We start from the raw sequence: 19017 nt of genomic DNA, 5'->3' as shown, positions 1-19017 counted from the left end.
GCCTTTATCTTGCCTTACGCCGCCCTTCCGCTTTCCGGCTTCCGCACCCGCTCTTTCCCGCCCCGCAAAACCGCGCCCCCGCTCGCCGAGTCACCCGCCATTCGGCTCGTTCGTCCGAGCGCGATTGACGCGCAGCGGCACAAAGAGATCGCCTTTCGCTTCGCCGGCGCGAACGCCGTTACGAAGGAAGAAGAGCGAGCGGCCAGAGGGAGCGTTTTGGCTGTTTGGCGCCTTGGAGTCCCCTTCGAATTCATCAATGTCGTCCGCCGAAATCCCCTTCCCCCTGAGCTGTTTGAGATAGGCAACTGTCTCCTTCGGCAGCGGCTTCCCACGCTTCAAATGCGATTCGTAGCGCTCGGGTCCTGCGTTGTAGGCGGCAAACAGGCCGGGGAATCCGAAGCGGTCAAACATGGCGCTGAGATAGGCGGTTCCGGCGAGAATATTGTCACGCGGATCGTGCGGATCGGCTCCCAGACCGTATTCGGCACGCATGTCCTGATACGTTTCCGGCATCACCTGCATGAGGCCCATTGCGCCCGCGCGTGAGGTAATTGGGCGGCCGTCGAGCATGGTCTTGCCGCCGCTTTCGGCATCCATGACGGCGTAGATCCAGGCCTGAGGAATACGGAAACGTCTGCTTGCTTCGCCTGTGAACTCGTGCCACCTTTGAAGGTGCGGAATTTGGGAGATGGCGACCGGCTCAGCGCCGGTCGAGGCGGAACAGGCGCATGGCGCAAAGGCGATCATGCCGAACATCAGCAGGGTCACTCGGTCCATAGCGGCACGAGCCTCCCGATGACATTTGCGCGCGGCACCGGCCCGAAATAGCGGCTGTCGAATGACCGAATATCGTCGCTGCCGAGCAGGAAGATTTCGTTGTCGGCGAGTGTCCGGCACCCGTTCCACCATGGCAGCGGGCGGCCTCTGGTATCCTTCGCCAGCCGCCGCGCGACGATCTCGCCGTCGATGATGACCGCGTCATTGAAGGCGCAGACTTCGTCGCCCGGCAGCGCGGCAAGACGTTTTACCAGCGGCACGTTGCGGGGCAGATAGCCGCGTTCGGCGGCGAGTTCGGCGAGCGATTCTTGCGGGCGGACGAGCACCAGATCGCCCCGAGCCGGTGCTGCAAACCCGAGGCCATAGAGGCCGACGGGCGCGCTGGCCGAGGCGTTCCAGACCAGCCAGGGCGTTGGTTTGACGGTGCCGGCGAAGCCGATCAGGGTCAGTCCAATCACGGCAGCGGCGATGGTTTTGCGTGCCTGGAGGCGCCGCAGGCGGCTGCCGATCAGACGGATGGAAGGGCGCCGGCTCATGAGCGGCCTCCCTGGCCGGCTTGGCCGGAACCGGCCTCACCATCCTCGTTGCCGGCGTGCTGCGGGTGCCCTTTCGACCATCCGTCGAGTTCGTCGATGTGGTAGCGGACATAGCGGCCGTGCTTGCGGAATTTCGGGCCGCCGCCCTTGAGCCGCATCTTTTCCAGCGTGCGCTGGGAGAGCCCGATATAGAAGGCAGCTTGGGCCGTGCTGAGAAAGGGACTGCCCTTTTTGGCGCGGGCCGCGCGTTCGTTTTCGTCGTCCATGGTGATCCTCGTTTCGCTTCGGACAAGCGAGGGCGAGGATGGGCGAGCGAGATCGCCTCCGGGACGGGCGAAGAGTCCGGGGAGAGTTTTCGCCGCCTTTTCGGGCGGGCGCCTGGGAATGAGCCCCGCGCCGGATGGGGCGCGAGGCTCGGGTCGGCCGATCAGTCGGCCGGGTTCCAGATGATGGCGTAGGTGTCGTCATCGTCCTGGCCGGCGGCGCGGCCGAGATTGGCGTAAAGCTTGCGCGGTCCGAACTCCGGCGCTGCAATCGACAGGCTCACATAATCCTTGCCGGAAGTCTCGCCGGTGCGGATCCAGCCGGCGCCAACTTCGACCCCCTGCGTCAGCACCCGGAAGTCGGGATGGTTGTCGGCGCTCTTGGCCTGGTTGGGGACGATGTCGATGTCGGCGCGGACGCTGAGCGTCTTGAGCTGGCCCTTGTAGGCGCCGTTTTCCTGCTTGTTGACGTAACCGATCGCGGTCATTTGAAGTCTCCTTTTGCTGTCGCCGGGGACCATCCCCTGCGATGGCGGACCGTAATGGGCGCGTCCGGACCGCCTGAACCCGACAGGGCCGAAGCGATAGCGGAGGACCCGAGCGGGCAGCTTTTTTGAAGCGAAGCGGCGCGAGGAAGCCGCCGCAGGCGGCGGGGAAAAAAGCTGATCGGCGAGGGTTTCGGGCGGCCGGATCCGCCCATAGGTCGACAAGCCAGCCGCAGGGGAATGGTCCTTGAAGAGCAGGAGATCGTGGGAAACGCGGTCGCTACAGCCAGGCAGGAGGGGCGGGAATTGACAAGACCTGCGGCTGATAAGGCCCACGCCGATCGAGATCGTGACCGCAGGTTGGGCGCGGAGCAGGCATCGGGCGGACGGACCGATCCATGGTGATCAGGAGTTTGCCGGCCTGGATTTTGCTGCGCGATGCGGGGCAAAGGAAGCTCGAACATGCAGCCACTGCGACCAGGGTACAGTGCCGAACGGCGGCTGCCGAGAAGCCGCCGCCGGCCGTGACAGGCTATTCGCAGACGAACAGCGACCTGACCCGTGCCCATTGATCGGCGGTGCGGAAGCCGCCTCGATCAGTGTAGCTTTCGACCGGGAATTTCATCCAGCGCGGCAGCCAGGTCTCGACCTGTCTGCGGCCGTTATCGCCCGAAAGAAAGTCGCGGATGATCTTCTTTTGCGTCTTCACCTTTTCGGCGACATTGCCGTCCGCGACATGTTTGCCGCCGACGGCAAGCATGGAATTGGCAATTTCCTTGTCGCGCAACAGGTCGAAGAATGCGTCGTACGGTTGCCAGCAAGCGCCGATGTCGACATTCAGATGATTGCCGAGCGCCTCGATGACGGCGCTGCCGGCTTCAAGTGTCTCGGCCATGACGATGCTGAGAACGCGCATGACATGATCGTCGCAGAGCGCCAGGAGCCGCGCGAAGCTTGCCGTGCCGGAGTCGTCGCCATTGCCGCCAGCGATTGTGCCGTCCTCATCCGGCTGCCCAAGCAGCGCCACGACCTCGCGCCGTTTTTCGGCGAACGCGGCCTCGGCCTTGCAGGCTGCCAGGCTAGCGGCCACGATCTCGTGGGCGGCACGCTGCGGTTCGCGGCGAACCTGCCACAGGCCGGAACCGGCTATTGCATGCGCCACCATCAGGCGAAGTGCTGCGCCCGGATGGTCGAGCAGGCCAAAGCGCACGGCGGCATGACGGTGCAGATCGACATAGTTCTGCATCGGTCCGGTGAGTTCGGGCCGCGACGGTTTCGCGGCCGTCTCCTCTGCGCCCTCGCCATTCGCGCGGGCGCGGCGAGCCTCCTTGCGCGATAGCCAGCCCTCGTGACACTCGACCTCGCCGCGATGCGAGACTGATATGAAGACCTTGCCGCCCTTCTTCTTCGGCGTCTTTTCGTGGTCCCATGAGTGGAAATGCTGACCCGGTTCGAGCACGATCACCTCGCTCCAACCGTGTTCCAGACAGGCGTCGCGCTTGGCGGCAATCGCCTCGTTCTGCTTTTGCCAGAACAGGTCGGCGTCGGCGAAATAACTTTCCTCGCCAAACAGATCGGAGACGATCAGGCCGGGATAATCCTCGATGGCAAACAGCGCCACCTTGGTGGAGATTGACTGTCCACCGAACAGCCATTGCTTCAACTGATAGCCGCGTGGCGCGTATTGCCCCGGATCGGCAAACAGCGCCAGCCAATCCTTCTGCTGGGCTTTCGAAGCCATGGTGAGATAGCGAGCGGTTTCGGTGTCGATTTCGTCCCGCCGATAGGCTTCGCGGATTTTGGGCAGCAGTTCGCCAAGCGCCAGAATGCGCTTCACCTGAAGCTCCGTAATGCCGAAGGTGCCGGCGATCTCCGGAACTGTGCGGCCTTCTCTGATCAGCCGTGAGAACGTCTCCCATTGCGACACTTCGTCGGGGCGTCCTCGCCAGCCTCCATGATGGCGCAGGGCAAGGGATCGGCTTTACCTCGCTCGTCGGCGAGCGATTTCGCGGCGAAATAGCGTCGCCGTCCGGCGACGATCTCGAAGCTTTCCGGCGAGCCGTTGGGCCGCACCAGAAGCGGCACGAGGACGCCGCGCGCGCGGACGGACGGCAGAATGTCGGACAGGTCGGGCGCGGCGTTTACCGTGGCGCATGTTGAGGGCGGAAATATTCAGTCGGTCGAGCGGAATATGGGCAAGCTGCATGTCTTTCTCCTTCGTTTGGGGTGCGATTGTCCCCGCCGGGGAGACCGAAGGCCGATGCGGCGGGGACGGGTTTGCGCCTAGCGGCGCTCTGGTTCCGCCGCGTCTGGCGGAAGCTCGGAAAGGGATTTGGCAAGTGCTTCCGCTGCCTGCCGCAGAAGCCGCTCGGCTTCGGTGATCTGGCCGGCGCTGCGCGCGGCCTCCGCATAAACGGACAGCGGAAAACGCGCTATGAAATAAAGGTCGCGCTCGATGCCCAGTCCGAGCGGACCCTTGATGGATTCGAGTTCGGCAAGGCTGACGCTGCCGAGTTCAGGGAAGCCGAAGCCGAGGTCGCAAAGGCCGAACAGCGTGTCGCCGTCGGCATCGAGTTCGCTCAAGAGCCAGGTCGCAGGACCGGCCGGATCGAACAGTTTCACGACCGGTGCGTGGTCGGTTTCGGTGTCGGCAGCGCCATTGGCGAGGAGACGGGCGCGCAGTTCATCGGTGATCAGGATCATTGCGGAATTCCTTCAAGACGGTTCTGGCTGAATTGAGAGCGGCTTTTTGAAACAGGCGGATCGAGCGACTTGCGCGCCGCGCGGGCGCATCGGCGCGCCATAAGCGCTAGGCGGTTGCGCATGGCGAGGAGCGCGCTCATGCGGCGATCTCGGCATGCGCCTCGCCTTCGACGTCGGCATTGAGGCCAAGCAGGAAATCGGCGGCTTTCGAGGCATGGCTGGCCGCGCGGAAAATGGCGCGATTGTCCTCGCGCAGAACCGTCAGCCATGAGCCGATGTAATCGGAATGGCGCACGGTCGGCTCGACGCCGAGACTGCTGCATATGAAGGCTGCGGCCATCTCGGCGACCAGTTCCTCGCGCGCATAGGTCCTGGAGCCGAATGAGCCTGACAGGTCGCGCGCGAGTCGCGTCGGGTGGCCGGTCCAGTGGCCAAGCTCGTGAAAGCAGGTCCGGTAATAGTCGATCTGGTGGAAGAAAGCCGGCTGGGGCGGCACCTGGATGGTGTCGCTGCCGGGCATGTAGAAAGCGCGATCGCCACCGATACGGAAATCCGCACCGCTTCTGCGAATAAGTTGCTCGGCCTGCGGGACGATTTCGCGCGCCGGCAGCGGCTCGGCGGCGGCATGGAGATGGTCGGGAAGATTATCGCACTGTTCGACATTGAAGACGGTAAAGCGCTTCAAAAAAGGCACGGCCTGCGGTTCGTCGCCATCGGCCTTGGCGCGTTCCTTTTCGTCCTTGGGAATAAAGCGGTCAGCGTGAACGATGGTCGTGCCGCGCTCGCCCTTCCTGACATTGCCGCCAAGGGCAAGCGCCTGCCGGAAGGTCAGCCAGTTCTGGCTGGGGTATGAGCGCTCGATGACGGCACCCCACAGGATCAGGATATTGATGCCGGAATAGCGGCGCTGGGTGGCTGCATTCCTGGGCAGGCCAAGGGCTGCCTTTGCCCTGCCCCAGGGCTTGACCCATGGCACGGTGCCGCGCTCCAGTTCGGCAACGATGCGGTCTGTGATCTCCTGATAGAGGCTGGCGACTGAGCGCCCGCCCTTGCCCGCGCCAGCCTCGCGGCTGCCGGAATGCTTGTTGTTTGCACGCATTGTCTGGTCCTCCGTTCGCCAATCGCGCCCTCCCCCGGAAGCGGGGTGGGCGGCGAAAGCGACCGAAAAGGCCCGCCGTAGAAGGCAGACCGCATCCGAAGGACCGGAACGAAGAGGAGGACCCGGAGCGGCAAGCGGAGGGTTGCGGGATGCCGCGGCTGGCCTAGAAGGGAGTGCCGCCCACCCCGTGCCACCGGGGAAGGCCACCACAAAAATCGACGCCGGCCAGCTGGCCGGCGACCGTCAGCAGCCGACAGGCTGCCCGCGTCAGGGGGCGAAGCCGGATGGCCGAGACCGCCTGAGCCTGTCGAAGAAAAGCGGGCTCGGTGCACGAGCACCCGGCGCGCGCCTTCAGGCGCGCGGGCGCTCAGGACTCTGGTCCCCGAGAGCAGTTGATGCGGTCAAAATGCCGATTTTGCAGCTGTGGAAGACTGAACCTTGGCGTTTGCGCGCACATCGGCGATGCAGCGTTGCAGCCCGGCCAACTCGACCACCCCGGCTATCACTTCGTCGCCGACCACCAACGCCGGCGTGCCGGTGATGTACAGCTCGTTGGCGAGCGCGCGATCGCGTGCGATGGCGTCGGTGATGGCCGGGCCTTGCATGTCCCGCTTGAGCTGCTCAACATCGAGGCCGACACGTGCCGCAACGGCTAGGGTGGTTCTTTGGTTCACCAAGCCGGGAAAAGCAAAAAGGGTGCGATTGAACGCCTCATATTTTCCCTGTTTGCGGGAGGCGAGCGCCGCGCGCGCGGCGAATTCGGAAGCAGGTCCCAGGACCGGGAGCTGTTTACGCACAATCCTCAGATTGGGATCATGCTTGAGGGCTTGCTGGAGAATGAGGTCCATTTGCTTGCACAGCGGGCAGTTGTAGTCGAGGAATGAGACCAGGGGGACGTCGCCCTGCGGATTGCCGGCGATTGGCGAGGCGAGGTCGTTGAGGAGTGCGTCGCGATGTTGCGGAATGAGTATCCTCAAGTCCGCCGCGAGCAAGGCGTTCATCTCCGAGCCGTTGCAGGTCGTCAACCTATCTGGCTGTCGCTTTAGCGTTCCCAGCACGGACAGGGCGAGGACTAGGAAACCGATTACGGCGACAAGGCCGGCGTTTTGCTTGGACATGGGTCGGGCTCCAATCAGCCGTTAACGGGGCAGCAACGGCTGGCCTTTTGGCGTGAAAGTTGGTCGTCGCTTTGGATCGCTTGCCCGGCAGTTCCCGCAGTATCGGCAGTCGCGGGGGGCTCACAATGTCGATGCCGGCGCCATCTGGCGGTTGCTTTATGACGGCTTCGCTCCAATGGGCTGACTGCAATAGCTGAGCGGCGTTCGCGAGTTGCCAGCCGAGACCACCGGTCATCACGCCGGGCGATCTGCCCTTCAACGCCCGAGCGCCGAAGGACCCGCTCGTGAGAGCCTTTGCCAATCGTCCATCATCCGGCTCGCCCTGCTCCGGGCGACAACGAGCCTTCCCACTGCGTTGCCGAGAAAAATGGTCAGCACACGGCACTCCGACACAAAGTGGTCGACGCGAAGAATAAGCGTCACGCCGGCAGCTGGGGCGGTCGGAACGACAAAGAGCGCCGCAGCCAACGTGAGGAGGCCCGCACCGGTAATGCGAGTTGTTCCCTTCGAAGAGAGCAAGGCGACGAACAGCAGCAGGATCCGACCGCCGATCGACAGATCCGTGTTCGTCGCCTGGGCGAGGAAGAGGGGGGCCAGCGCCATGTAGATATTGGTGCCGTGCAGATTGAATGAATATCCGGCCGGGATGCCGAGGCCCACGACCGACCGCCTGGCGCTCGCCCCTTCGACGGGCGCGGCCCTCATCAGAATGCCGACCAGCTTGAACACCGGCGCAAGGAGCGCCTGAAGCAAAGAAAGCACAGGCTTGCCGGTGTCGCCGACCATCGCCAGAGCGATGCCGAACAGGACCGAGAAGAACAGGACCTGCAGGATATCGCCTTCGGCGAAGGCACCAACGATTGACGGCATCAGCAAGCCGGTCACGAACTGCTCGTGGATCTTCGCCGCATAGCCCTTCACGGCCTGAGCATCGAGCGAGGCTGGATCGATGTTGAGGCCGGCACCTGGCTGAACGACATTTGCGACAATGAGACCGACAATCAATGCGAGGCTCGAGAAGGTGAGAAAATAGATCATTGCCTTGCCGGCGACCCGGCCGACCTTCTTGAGATCGTTCATGCCGCCGATGCCGGTCGCAATTGTCAGGAAGATGACAGGCGCGATGATGATCTTCACGAGCTTGATGAAAGCATCGCCGAGCGGCTTCAGAGCCTCTCCGGTCCCCGGATAGAAAAAGCCAACAGCGACGCCAAGGGCGACGGCGGCAAGCACCTGAACGTAAAGCCGCGCAATATGGGGCTTACGAGGCCCGGCGTTCGCGCTGTGGACTTGTGGAGCTAACACCGTTTCTCTCCCTGCCGGATCGGGGCGGGCTCTTCCTCGCTTCAAGGCCTCTCACTGGCGGCGCTCCGGTCGAACGCTGCTGCCATCTCGGGCGCAAGTGCCGTGCCAAGCAGCGGCGGCGCGATAACGCGCAGGACCGCTCACGCAGTGCCGCATTCGCCGCAGGCGCGTGCCCTCTTAAAAACAAGGGCAGACCGTCGGCGGACATGCGGCCTGGCAGCGGCCGAAAGGTCGTCGAGGCAACCTGTTTGCCTTGGTGGCTGCGATCGGGATCTAGATGGTCAACATCTGGCCGGTCGAACCGAAAATCCGCGGGCGCATTTCCCGCACAGGCGCGACTAAACGCCTCTCCTGTTTCCCCAGAGCATAACGTGCAACTGCGGCAACACGCGTGCTTCGAACCACCTGTCGTGTGTCACCTTTTCCACAAGCCACTCCATGCGTTTTATTATTCCGTCCAGGTCGACAGGTGCGTCTTCATTGCCAGGGCGCGGTGGCGTGTGATTGCCGGGTTGCAGATAGACCGGAAGGCGCGGAAATCGCGCCGCGGCGTCTTTGGCGTAGGCGTAGTCATTCTCGTCGAAAACAACGAGCTTGAGCACGATTTGCGGCTTCTCCTGCGCTGCTTCTATGCACGCCCCGAATGCAGCCCAGTTCGTCCTCATCTCGCTTGACGGCGGCTTTGGGCTGAGAACCAGCACATCAAGATCCGCAAACCAGTCCCTGACCACCGAACCCTGGGTTTCCAGCGCAAAACGGTAACCTTCACCATGGCCTCGCTCGATCAGCGCACCGAAGGGCTGAATGGCCGGATTGCCGCCTGACAGCGACACCATCACTGGCCGGCCACCGGAAAGCCCAACGACGCTTTGCCACACCGCATCGATTGGCATCATCTTCCATTCGTGGCGGAATTGACTGTCCACCGCATGGAGGCTGTCGCACCAGGAGCACCGGTAGTCACACCCGCCGGTTCTGATGAAGACTGTAGGCAAACCGATGAGCACTCCCTCGCCCTGGATCGTGGGCCCAAATATCTCGCTCACACGGATTGCGGGACACGTGTCCGTCACGGCCGGTATTCCGCCCAGGTTTTCGGGGTTTCGCTCACCCGCACGGCCGCGGTTTCCGGCAGGAGTGCCTTGCACCATTCATAGAAATGTCTGGCCAAGTATTCCGCCGTGACTTGCTCATGTCCCAGCACCTCGTTGAGGTGCCGATGGTCGAGGCTCTCGTCGATATAGCGTTTGAACGGCGCCAGATCGTGATAATCGCGCACGAAGCCGTGCGCGTCCAGGTCCTTCGCCGAAAGTTCCACTTCGACGATGTAGTTATGCCCGTGCAGGCGCGCGCACTGATGATCCGGCGGCAAAGAGGTGAGCTGGTGCGAGGCCGAGAAGTGGAATTCCTTGGTGATGCGGAACATCAGGCGCTCCTCCTCCGCAGCGCCTCGAGCCAGAAGACAGGGTCTTCGTAGTCGGTAGGATCAGCGTGCCCCGCGAGATGAAACGCCTCGCGCCGCTCCACGCAGGTCCCGCACCGTCCGCAGTGACGCTCGCCGCCCTTGTAACACGACCAGGTCTCCGCAAATGGCGTTCCGTGTCTTGCTCCATCCCGGACGATGTCGCCCTTTGTGAGGTTGACGTAAGGCGTATAAAGGCGAATCTCTGCGTAGCCTTCCAGCGCGCGGTCTTGCATCATCTGGAAAGCTTCGATGAAGGCCGGACGGCAATCTGGATAGATGAAATGGTCCCCACCATGTACGGCCATCGCCACCGCCTCGGCCTTGTGCGCGGTGGCGAGACCGAAGGCAATTGCCAACATGATGGCGTTTCGGTTCGGCACTACCGTGATCTTCATCGTGTCTTCGGCGTAGTGGCCGTCCGGCACGTCGAGATTATCGGTGAGCGCTGAGCCGGAAAGGCCGCGGCCGATTTCGGGGATGTTGATGATCTGGTGCATAGTGTTCAGTCGCTCCGCGCAGAGAGCGGCGAAGCCCAATTCTTTCCTGTGCCGTTGGCCGTAATCGAAAGACAGGAGGCCGGCGAGCTCGTGCTCCGCTGCCACGCTGTGAGCAAGGGAAACGGAGTCCAATCCGCCGGAGCAGATGACGAGAGTCTTCATCGTGGTATCCTTGTTTTGACCGGGTAAGGCTGCGACCGGAGATTTCTCTGCGGTCCCCCTACCCCAGCGAGTCAACTTTGTGAACCCGGTGGAGTCTGATCGCTGACATGCCGTGGCGCACCGGGCGCCGACAGCGGGCTCTTTCATTGATGTCCAAACCCAAGAAGCGACCTCGAGGCATTGCTGGGAAAGAAGCTGACCTATCCAAACCTGCGTTAGGGATGCTTGCATAGGCCACACGCGAATTGGCGAAGTGACGAGGAAGGTACGGAGTTCGTTAACGGCGGGGGTGCAGAAGCCCAAGTTCAAGGACAGTGCGCGCGCCCCGCTTCAGGATCAGTTCGATCTGGAACACGAATCCGTCGGTTGCCGAGTGGCAAAACCAGCTGAAGGATTGGTCGTGAGCCGGCACCTGTGAACAAGCCGTGTGCGTCGTTGCAATCACTCCTATATTGCGCGCAATAGCCTACATGGCGTTGGATGAACTGGATTTGGCGATTTTCAAGATGGCGGTCGAAAGCGTCCGCTCACTTTCCCTAAGCTTCAACCAAAAAGCCGCAGAGATAGCCACGAGGAGCCACGGTGTCCTGGTTTTCGACGTGCGGGTCGATGGTGACTCGGAGGTCCAGCGGATCGCAGCCATCCGATATCGAGCCGACCAGACGGGCGTGGTCGCGTTGGACAGACAAGGCCTTGTTACCCGCTCTTGCATGGTCAATGGCACTTTTTCACATTTCATTTCGCCATTGGAGAACTGGGCCAGCATGCCCCTGTCTATGCAGGCCAAGATCGATGTCACCGTCCATGCCGGTCTCTTCCTAGGCGCCTTGCGAAATGCCGGTCATATGCTTGGCAGCTAGCATATGACCGGAATGCATCTGTGGATTTTTGGATCCGCCTGCGCGTCCGAGCGGCCGGCCACCGAGGCTCTGTGGCGCGCGGATATGTCCGGGGAGAGCGCGACGATCTGCTGCACACGTTCGGATATACCTCACGCGCACGAGCCGCGCTCCTTAGTTACCTTCTCCTTCACGTTATAGGGATTGCGCGAAAATATTCCGCCGGTGGGCCTGCTTGGCGGTTACGCCGCGCTTCTGCAGTTAATCGAGCAGGAAAAGCGCGCAATCAGTGGAGATCCACGAGAACTGGCTCGAGGCGACCCGCTACCTCAACATGGATCATCTGCGCGAGCACAAGAAGGAGAACCTGAGGGCATTGGCCGCCTGAGACGCGGCCCGCCATGTCCGCCGCTCCGCTAAATACGGGGCTGCGCGGCGGATACGCCAACGTCACCGCTAATGCCACGCCATTTTTGCAGAACTTGACGCACGCAACCTACTGCCCTACTGCCCTACTGCCCTACTGCCCTGCTGCCTTATTGCCCTACTCCCCTACTTTCTTCGCAAAGGCAGTACGACACCATGACGTCAGACCCGGAATTTCCGGACGATTTTCGCGCCGATCTGGCCAATCTCTTCCTGTGGCGGCGAGACGTGAGGCGATTCAAGCCGACGCCGCTCCCCGAAGGCGCGCTGGAACGGCTGCTTGACATCTCCAGCATTGCGCCCTCGGTCGGGCTGAGCCAGCCCTGGCGTTTCGTCATGGTCGAGAGTGCGGAATGCCGCGCCGCCGTCAGGACATGCTTCGAGCGCTGCAATGCGGAGGCGCTCGCATCGTTCGGCGGCGAACGCGCCGCGCTCTATGCGCGCCTGAAGCTCGCCGGCTTGAACGAAGCGCCTTGTCAATTCGCGGTTTTCGCCGACCGCGCGACAGAACAGGGACATGGGCTCGGCCGTTTAACCATGCCCGCGACCATCGAATATTCGGCGGTGATGGCGATCCATACCTTTTGGCTGGCGGCGCGCGCCGAAGGAATAGGCATGGGCTGGGTATCGATCCTCGACCCGGCTGAAGTGGCAACGATCCTGGACGCGCCGCCGGAGTGGACGCTGATCGGTTACTTCTGCGTCGGCTACCCGAGCGAGAACCACAGCGTGCCGGAACTGGAACGGGAAGGCTGGGAAATCCGGCGCGCTTCGATTGTGATAAGGCGGTAGTGCAACGGCGACGCTGCCATCTCCCCCCTTGTGTCGGCCAGCGGGGAAACAATAGACCTGCACGCTTATTGGGATCGAATGTTCGGTGGCTATGTTTCGTGCCCGGAGCGATCTTCGATGCAAACGACAAGGCTGGTATTTCAAAGCTTCAGGTCGACCAAGCGAAGGCCAAGGTGCTGGATCCGGATGTCTGGGCGCAGGAGAGTTTTGTCCTTGGCAAGAAAGTTCGCCTATGCGGATCCTGTGCTGAGTGAGGGCACCTTGTCAGTGCTCGGCCGAACCTACGAAACTGATGCACGCAACGTCGCGAAAAGCCAAGCAGCGCTTGCTCCAGCCAGGTTGGCAAATGTCTTGAATGACGCATTCAAATGAGCGCCGGAACTGCCGGTAGAGGTCTGGGCTGCATTATGACAGCAGCGTCATCAGATCACATTCATGTGGTCAATGGTGTCGGTCCTCGGCTTCTGAAGCGAGTTCGCGTTCGCTTACATCGCCCTGTACATACACTCCGGGCAATTTGCGTGGCACGGCACTCCAACATCCAAAAGATCAAGATGCTTCGCCCAGAAATGCGAGGGGGCAAAGCGAGTTGAGACTGTAACTCAGAAGCGCCTCGCTGGTACAACTGGGAAAGCCGGCGCGAAAGCCGGATTCCAAGATGCTAGACAGCCAACGGAACACCAACTCAGTTGATTGCTACGCGACCTGCTCGCCGACAGACCCAACGGGCAACAAGTCTTCCCCTGGGTCAGGCCGCGTCCAATATGTCCTGGTCCGCCTCTGGGCACCATCACCCTCCTAAGGTGTTGATGCAGCTGAAAAACCAGCAAAATTATATGCTTAGGGCTACCCGAGTGCTACACACAGGTGTTACACATGGTCCTAGCTATGAGCCGTCCTGTCAAACATCGTAAGACCGGCGTTTACTGGTTCCGCAAGCGGGTACCAGCCGATATCGCTTTGTTGACTGGTCGCAAAGAAGTCAACAGGACGCTTCGAACGAAGGACCCCAACGAGGCAAAGCGAAAATTCGCAGAAGTCCTTGCGGAACACGAACGTGAGTGGGCGCAGCTTCGGCTAGGAAACGGCTCGGTTGATGGACGCAGCCCTGCTGCTGGCGTAGATCCGCTCACACCGCGCCTAATTACCGACCGTGAGGCGCACCTTCTTGCCACGGCTGTGCACGATGAGTGGCTTGCGAAATTCTACGATAATCCGAGTGAACAGCTGCACTGGCACACCGATCTGTACGAGGGCATGTGGAAGAAGTACCCGTTGCCGTCAACCGATCCCGTTGCTGGAGTGGAAGGCATTGCTGATCCCATCCCAGGGACAATGCCAATCGAGAACATCTTTTGGAAATCGATGAGGGATGGATGCATTAGTAGCGCCAAGAATATCCTGACCGAAAATGACTTCAGCGATGACGCCTGGAGCGTTCAAAAGACTGCACGTGCAGTGGCCGCCGCCCTGCAAAGAGCCAGCTTAACGCTGCAAAGGCTTGAACACGGCGAGTTTGAGCCAGGAGAGGAACCAAGTTGCCTTCATCGTTCGGCAGTTATTCAGGCAGCTTCAAAGGAGAACTCTGACACAGCGACCTTGACTGGGCTCGTGGACGGCTGGTGGAAGGAGAGCAAAGCAGCGGGCAGAAAACCGAGCACCTACGAAAGCTACAGGGACGCCTTTGCCTATCTTGCTCGGTTTCTGAAACACAACGATGCAACGAAGGTTACGGCCAAGGATGTCATCGCCTTCAAAGATCACCGACTGAGCACACCTTCGCCGAAGACCGGAAAGATGATTTCCGCCAAAACGGTCAAGGATAGCAATCTCTCGGCTCTGAAAGTCGTCTTCGGCTGGGGGGTCGCCAACGGACTCGTCGCTCATAACCCAGCTGTGGGTGTGACCTTGAAGGTCGGAAAACCTGCTCGCCATAGATCGAAGGGCTTTTCTGATGAAGAGGCCAAAACAATCCTTTCTGGCGCGATATTTCTTGAGCGGGGGCAGGAAAATCCGAAGACATTTGCGGCGAAGCGTTGGATTCCTTGGTTGTGCGCATTTACGGGAGCTCGCGTCGGCGAACTGGCCCAGTTGAGAAAGCAGGACGTCTCGTTGCGCGGTGACGTGTGGGTAATTCGCATTACCCCTGAAGCTGGAACGGTCAAAACCAATGAGGCCCGCGAAGTACCCCTACATCGGCAGGTGATCGATCTAGGATTCCCCGCTTTTGTGCAAGATGCTGCAAGCGGCCACCTCTTTTTGAATGTCGACTCGTCAGAAAATGTTCGGGGGGCTTTGCGCGGCCTGAAAAACCGGCTCGCCGAGTTCGGACGCACCTTTGTGGCAGATCCGCATGTGGCACCCAACCACGGCTGGCGTCACCGCTTCAAAACAATTGGCATGGAGGCTGGTATCCCTCCCCGCATTCTAGATGCAATTCAGGGTCAGGCAGCTAGGTCGGTTGCCGACACTTATGGGGAAGTAACACTGAGGACAATGGCCGGCGAGATCGCGAAATTGCCCTGCTACTCATTAGAAGCTCAATGACTGGTGAATGTGGATTGCTCAGGAGGTTGCACGGCGCGCTATGTGTTCGAATACCGCTCTCTCCGCCACTTTGACTGCTAGCCAGTTGAAATAGCTATAACTTTATTGATCGCCTACATCGAAGCCCTCATTTTACCCCACATTTTGAACAGGATAAGATCGGACCGCTACGGATGTCGTCGGACGATCAGTAAGGCAGTTGTCGAAGCGACGACTGGCGCCACGCACAGCCAGACGGGTGAGATCCGATCACCGCACAGCTAGCGGAATGTCCGGATTTGAGCGGATGTGTTGAGTTAGCTACCATCCGCGCGACGGGGACGGGCTGATCCCATCAGGCGAACCCAGCGGCGGTGAGGGCCAAAGAAGCTCACATGAATAAGCGATAGGGATAGACGTTCCTCGGCAGGTCCGGGACATTCGCTATCGTGCGCGCTAGTTTCTGCGAATAGCGGATGCTAACCGGCACCGGGTCGTAGAGCGCGTCGTTGTTCCAATCCATCTTGGTCAGTGCTAGCGCCTCGTGGGCGGTCAATTCGAGCGGTCCACTGCCGGCATGACGGATCAGTTGCAGCGGGCGCGGGATGCTCTTCTTGCCTTGATAATAATCGCCCTTGGTCGAGACCTCCGGCGCGTTGCCCGCGACCCAGACTAGCGCGGAATTGCCGGACCGCACCACCATCGTTCCCCGCGGCACCGGATAGCCTGACGGTCTGGTAGGGGGCCTGGGCAAGCCCGACTCGATCAGCCAGACGCCGCGCCAACAGGATGCCGAACTGACCTCGATGCACTCGATTTCCGGGACGCTAGCCAGCGCATCGAACGCCCCTTCGATCTCGCCGTCCTTGAAGGCCGTGGTCTTGTGGATGACCATTCGCCTAGGCAGGTTGCCGCCGTTGCGGCCCTGGTAGAGTTCTAGGCTACGGGCAAGAACGGCGCGCATGTCGTCGCGGCTCAGGAACGGATTTCTTCGCGCCTCGGCAACGTCGGCCACGGGGTCCTGGGCCTCGAAGGCCACGAACTGCATGCCGCCGCCATCCATATCGAACACCTGCGAACAGCAAGTCACATAATGGGCATCCCGCTGGTCCCCGCGTAGCGCATAGGCCAGCCCGATATATGCGGTATCGGCCGGCACGCCCTTCAGCGGCGCCAGCTTCCACGGCGTGCCTGCTGCCTTCACGTAGAGGGCGGTCGCCAGCCGCCATGCGAGCGACCCCTTATGGGTGAACGTGAAGGCACGGTCGTTCAGCACTTGGGTTGGAATATTATATCTGGCACCCAGTGCTTTGAGTGCATCATGGGCGTCGAAGAATTTGCCGCGAGTGGCCGGATTCCAACTGTCAGGGAAGTGAACCAAAACGACATCAAACGCGTTGCGAAGCATATCGAGCCGCCGCAGTGCCGCCTCCATCGCGAGGTAGAGCCGGGTTTGCGGATCGCCCTCGCCGGGCAGCTCGTGCAGATGCTCGGGCCATTTGATGTGAGCGTCGCGTGGGGCCGACTCTAGGGCTACATTGAAGAGCCGCTCAAACCCCGGATATTGCGGAACATATTCGGACCTGTCAGTCGGGCGATGCACGTTGCGCAGCAACAGCATCAAGTCGCCGCGTCGCTTAAAGGCGCTCTCCGGACCTACGGTCGCGATCCTTATCCGGGAGGTGAAGCCGCCGAACGACCCCTTCGAATAGGGCCCGAAATTCGCAAGCCCCCGGAGCGGATGAACGTCGACCTGACTGGAATCCGAAGGCGAGAAGGACAGGTACGGCTCGTCTAGCAGCGTGAACGGCGGAAGTTTTGTCAACGAGGCAGGGGAGCTCATTACGTGGTCCTGTCAAAATAGACGTGGTGATGGCCCGGCCGGCTCCAGCCGGTCACCGGGGACACCTGGAACACGGCATCAATCCCGGCGCCCTCCTCCAGCCCGAACGCCCGCTTCGTCCCGCCGCTGACGTTGGTCAGAAGCTGGGCCCAGCCAGCGATGATGCTCGCCCAGTTCTTGTTGTAGCGCTGCGCCCACCGTTCACGCCGCCAGTCGCCCGCAGGGTCACCGCTGCGGTCAGGACGCGCGCCCATGGGATCCGCATTGGAGAATTCCTCACGCCCCGGATTCCCATTCTGGGGCTCCTCGGCCCGCGGGATATTCACGAAGGTGTACGGCTCGAAGCCGCACCACCAGCGCCCGTCGACCATGTCCAGCTTCAGAAACACACCTTCCTGGAATGGAAATCCGGTGCCCGGAACGGTACCGGTCAAATCGCTCTTATAGGCGCTCCGGAGGTTAGACAGCGCGTGTGCGTCCCGACGGGCCCGCTCCAGATCGTCTGCTTCGCGGGGTGGGGCAATAACGAGGGAATGTCCGGCACGCTTGTAGCGCGGAATGAGCGGGAGGCGTCGTGCCAAGCCCCTGACGAGGGCGTCGTAAAGGAGGCCCATCGCCCAGCTATCGGCGACCGGATCCAGTTTGACCTCGCCATCCAGCGTCGCACCGAGTGGCGCTAGCGTATCGAGGATATCCCGATCTTTGCCGAAGACGGCCAGTTCCCTGCCTTGCGCCGCAACCGTCGCCCGAACACTGTTCTCCTTCAGCAATTCTCGGACGGCGGCGGAGGTCGTGGATTGTGCCAGTCTAATGCGCCGCGCCGTAGGCGGCATCCTTTCAACCAGAAGGGAGGAATACCGCAGGACGGGGAAGGCTCGGGCTTCGGTGGTTGGCATTTGCACCGGCACCAGGCGTGGTGTCGGACGCCCCTCCATCACCCTATCGAAGAGGGCCCGGGGCAGATCAGTCGTCTTGATGATGTTGGCAGCAAGTTCGTCGAAGGTCGCGCACTCGACGACAGCAACCTCAACGCCGACCGCCTGGGCCCGGCTCAGGAATTCATTGACTACGGGCAGCAGGCGCGAGGCTGACGAGCTTAGCCAATACAGCCCGTTGGGAAATGGCGCCGGCGTATCGAGAACGGCGGTCAGTGCCTCCATGATCGAGGCGTCGCGACCGCTATAGCCTACAAAGGCCATCCCGAACCGCTTACCGGCTTCCACCAGCACATGCCGCATCTGGTCGTCCTGCTCCTCCAACTCCGATCCCGTATTCTTGATCGCTATCGACTGATAATCGCCGTGAAGCTTCGCCACCAACGGCCAGTCCGACTCATTGAGGCAACGCATGGCCCGGCCAGCAGAATCGATCGCCGCTACTGCCGGCCGGTGCTGGTCTGGGACAGGGAGAATCACGTTTGCCGAAAGTGCCGACTCCTCGATCAGTGGATCGAAGTTCGTCGTAAATACGCAGTCGACTTTGCCAGCCGCCATCAGGCTCCCAAGCACCTTGTGCCCGAAGCAGGGCGTGCCCTTGGAGATCGCGTCGTCGATATATTGCCGGCGATGCCGGGGTTGCGGATATACCGCTTCGAAGGCCTTGGCATATTCCGTCGGGTCGCCGTCAGGGGGCAGCAGCAACGTTTTCCGGAAGAAGGCATCGATCCGCTCGATCCAAATCGGATCCGCCGTGTCAATCTCCCGCTTCGAAAGGTTGGTCTCACGGCAGAATATCTGTGCCTTGAAATCCCGGATCATGGCATAGCCGGTCGGAATACCGGAGGCGGCCGATGCCCCGGCGCCGAGGAACCATGCAACCAGATTTGGCCTGAGATCGAAGGCGGTCGCGAACTGAGTGGCGGATATCGTCGGGAGGGGATTGATGATGTTGTTCCTTCAATCGATATCGAAAGACGATAATATTTGGGGACGGCCGATTTCTGTAAAGTCATTCCGGCCAATTTACGCAGTGATGGTCCAAGACCCAGACCCCGTGCGAAAGTAGTTCGCTCACAAGCGCCTGTCTCCAATGCTGGGGAAGTCACGCATGGGTCGGACCCCGGCATATCGCTTACGCGTCGACAATGCCGGGCACGCGGTAGATCTATTCGAAGGCAGGCCACAAAGGCTCGCCACCGGTAGCGGTTGAATGCCCGCTCTTGCGGAGCGCCATCATATGCAA

Annotated in this window: 19 protein-coding genes; 4 read left to right on the top strand and 15 right to left on the bottom strand. The window is 61.3% G+C overall.

Translation table 11 applies throughout. The features are described 5' to 3' along the window. Nucleotides 1-90: 90 nt before the first annotated feature. The 13 genes from BQ8482_RS19545 to queC all read right to left on the bottom strand — a co-directional run bounded on the left by BQ8482_RS19545 (nucleotide 91) and on the right by queC (nucleotide 10410). Nucleotides 91-747, bottom strand: coding sequence for a lytic transglycosylase domain-containing protein (locus tag BQ8482_RS19545; protein ID WP_425294117.1), 657 nt, complete (start codon nucleotides 745-747; stop codon nucleotides 91-93). A 17-nt stretch (nucleotides 748-764) separates the two neighbouring features. Then, complete coding sequence (gene lepB, locus BQ8482_RS19540; RefSeq protein ID WP_123149121.1) at nucleotides 765-1313, bottom strand: signal peptidase I; 549 nt, start codon at nucleotides 1311-1313, stop codon at nucleotides 765-767. Next, nucleotides 1310-1579: a helix-turn-helix transcriptional regulator gene (locus BQ8482_RS19535; protein ID WP_008871906.1), complete on the bottom strand. Its 270-nt coding sequence runs from the start codon at nucleotides 1577-1579 to the stop codon at nucleotides 1310-1312. Before BQ8482_RS19535 ends, lepB begins: the two co-directional genes overlap by 4 nt. A gap of 161 nt (nucleotides 1580-1740) precedes the next feature. After that, nucleotides 1741-2064 (bottom strand): DUF736 domain-containing protein, encoded by a 324-nt coding sequence (locus tag BQ8482_RS19530; RefSeq protein ID WP_008871905.1) that lies wholly within the window; start codon nucleotides 2062-2064, stop codon nucleotides 1741-1743. Between the two features lie 529 nt (nucleotides 2065-2593). Then, nucleotides 2594-3988: a chromosome partitioning protein ParB gene (locus BQ8482_RS19525; RefSeq protein WP_244602884.1), complete on the bottom strand. Its 1395-nt coding sequence runs from the start codon at nucleotides 3986-3988 to the stop codon at nucleotides 2594-2596. Further along, nucleotides 3958-4134, bottom strand: a complete 177-nt coding sequence (locus BQ8482_RS39400) for a hypothetical protein (protein ID WP_483237935.1) — start codon at nucleotides 4132-4134, stop codon at nucleotides 3958-3960. Before BQ8482_RS39400 ends, BQ8482_RS19525 begins: the two co-directional genes overlap by 31 nt. Before the next feature lie 210 nt (nucleotides 4135-4344). After that, complete coding sequence (locus tag BQ8482_RS19520; protein ID WP_123149120.1) at nucleotides 4345-4764, bottom strand: DUF2958 domain-containing protein; 420 nt, start codon at nucleotides 4762-4764, stop codon at nucleotides 4345-4347. Between the two features lie 136 nt (nucleotides 4765-4900). Then, nucleotides 4901-5863, bottom strand: a complete 963-nt coding sequence (locus BQ8482_RS19515; protein WP_123149119.1) for an ArdC family protein — start codon at nucleotides 5861-5863, stop codon at nucleotides 4901-4903. Nucleotides 5864-6264: 401 nt separating this feature from the next. Further along, nucleotides 6265-6981, bottom strand: coding sequence for a DsbA family protein (locus tag BQ8482_RS19510; RefSeq protein WP_123149118.1), 717 nt, complete (start codon nucleotides 6979-6981; stop codon nucleotides 6265-6267). Nucleotides 6982-7236: 255 nt separating this feature from the next. Continuing rightward, a complete protein-coding gene (locus tag BQ8482_RS19505) occupies nucleotides 7237-8286 on the bottom strand; it encodes a cation:dicarboxylate symporter family transporter (protein ID WP_425294114.1) in 1050 nt (349 codons plus the stop codon). Between the two features lie 338 nt (nucleotides 8287-8624). Then, the gene (queE, locus tag BQ8482_RS19500) at nucleotides 8625-9359 is read right to left on the bottom strand and encodes a 7-carboxy-7-deazaguanine synthase QueE (protein ID WP_123149117.1); all 735 of its coding nucleotides are present in this window, start codon (nucleotides 9357-9359) and stop codon (nucleotides 8625-8627) included. Beyond that, nucleotides 9356-9712 (bottom strand): 6-carboxytetrahydropterin synthase QueD, encoded by a 357-nt coding sequence (gene queD / locus BQ8482_RS19495; RefSeq protein ID WP_123149116.1) that lies wholly within the window; start codon nucleotides 9710-9712, stop codon nucleotides 9356-9358. The genes queE and queD overlap by 4 nt, the downstream gene beginning before the upstream one ends. Next, a complete protein-coding gene (gene queC, locus BQ8482_RS19490; RefSeq protein WP_123149148.1) occupies nucleotides 9712-10410 on the bottom strand; it encodes a 7-cyano-7-deazaguanine synthase QueC in 699 nt (232 codons plus the stop codon). The genes queD and queC overlap by 1 nt, the downstream gene beginning before the upstream one ends. Nucleotides 10411-10880: 470 nt before the next feature. On the opposite strand from queC, the gene BQ8482_RS19485 reads away from it, so the two are divergent. The 4 genes from BQ8482_RS19485 (at nucleotide 10881) to BQ8482_RS19470 (ending at nucleotide 15014) form a co-directional block, all read left to right on the top strand. Then, a complete protein-coding gene (locus BQ8482_RS19485; RefSeq protein ID WP_123149115.1) occupies nucleotides 10881-11270 on the top strand; it encodes a hypothetical protein in 390 nt (129 codons plus the stop codon). A gap of 561 nt (nucleotides 11271-11831) precedes the next feature. Next, nucleotides 11832-12467 carry a 5,6-dimethylbenzimidazole synthase gene (gene bluB / locus BQ8482_RS19480; protein WP_123149114.1) on the top strand — a complete coding sequence of 212 codons (636 nt, stop codon included), beginning with the start codon at nucleotides 11832-11834 and terminating at the stop codon, nucleotides 12465-12467. 78 nt (nucleotides 12468-12545) lie between these two features. Then, complete coding sequence (locus BQ8482_RS40605) at nucleotides 12546-12839, top strand: hypothetical protein (protein ID WP_425294113.1); 294 nt, start codon at nucleotides 12546-12548, stop codon at nucleotides 12837-12839. Between the two features lie 516 nt (nucleotides 12840-13355). Next, nucleotides 13356-15014, top strand: coding sequence for a DUF6538 domain-containing protein (locus tag BQ8482_RS19470; protein ID WP_244602881.1), 1659 nt, complete (start codon nucleotides 13356-13358; stop codon nucleotides 15012-15014). 370 nt (nucleotides 15015-15384) lie between these two features. On the opposite strand, the gene BQ8482_RS19465 is transcribed toward BQ8482_RS19470, so the two are convergent. Next, complete coding sequence (locus tag BQ8482_RS19465; RefSeq protein WP_123149111.1) at nucleotides 15385-16836, bottom strand: argonaute/piwi family protein; 1452 nt, start codon at nucleotides 16834-16836, stop codon at nucleotides 15385-15387. After that, nucleotides 16836-18593: an SIR2 family protein gene (locus BQ8482_RS19460; RefSeq protein ID WP_123149110.1), complete on the bottom strand. Its 1758-nt coding sequence runs from the start codon at nucleotides 18591-18593 to the stop codon at nucleotides 16836-16838. The genes BQ8482_RS19465 and BQ8482_RS19460 overlap by 1 nt, the downstream gene beginning before the upstream one ends. Nucleotides 18594-19017: the final 424 nt, after the last annotated feature.

Origin of the sequence: Mesorhizobium delmotii (genome assembly GCF_900149755.1) — a bacterium.
Classification (GTDB): domain Bacteria; phylum Pseudomonadota; class Alphaproteobacteria; order Rhizobiales; family Rhizobiaceae; genus Mesorhizobium; species Mesorhizobium delmotii.
The sequence above is the reverse complement of the archived record's forward strand: the minus strand, read 5'-3'. Positions and strand labels throughout refer to the sequence as shown.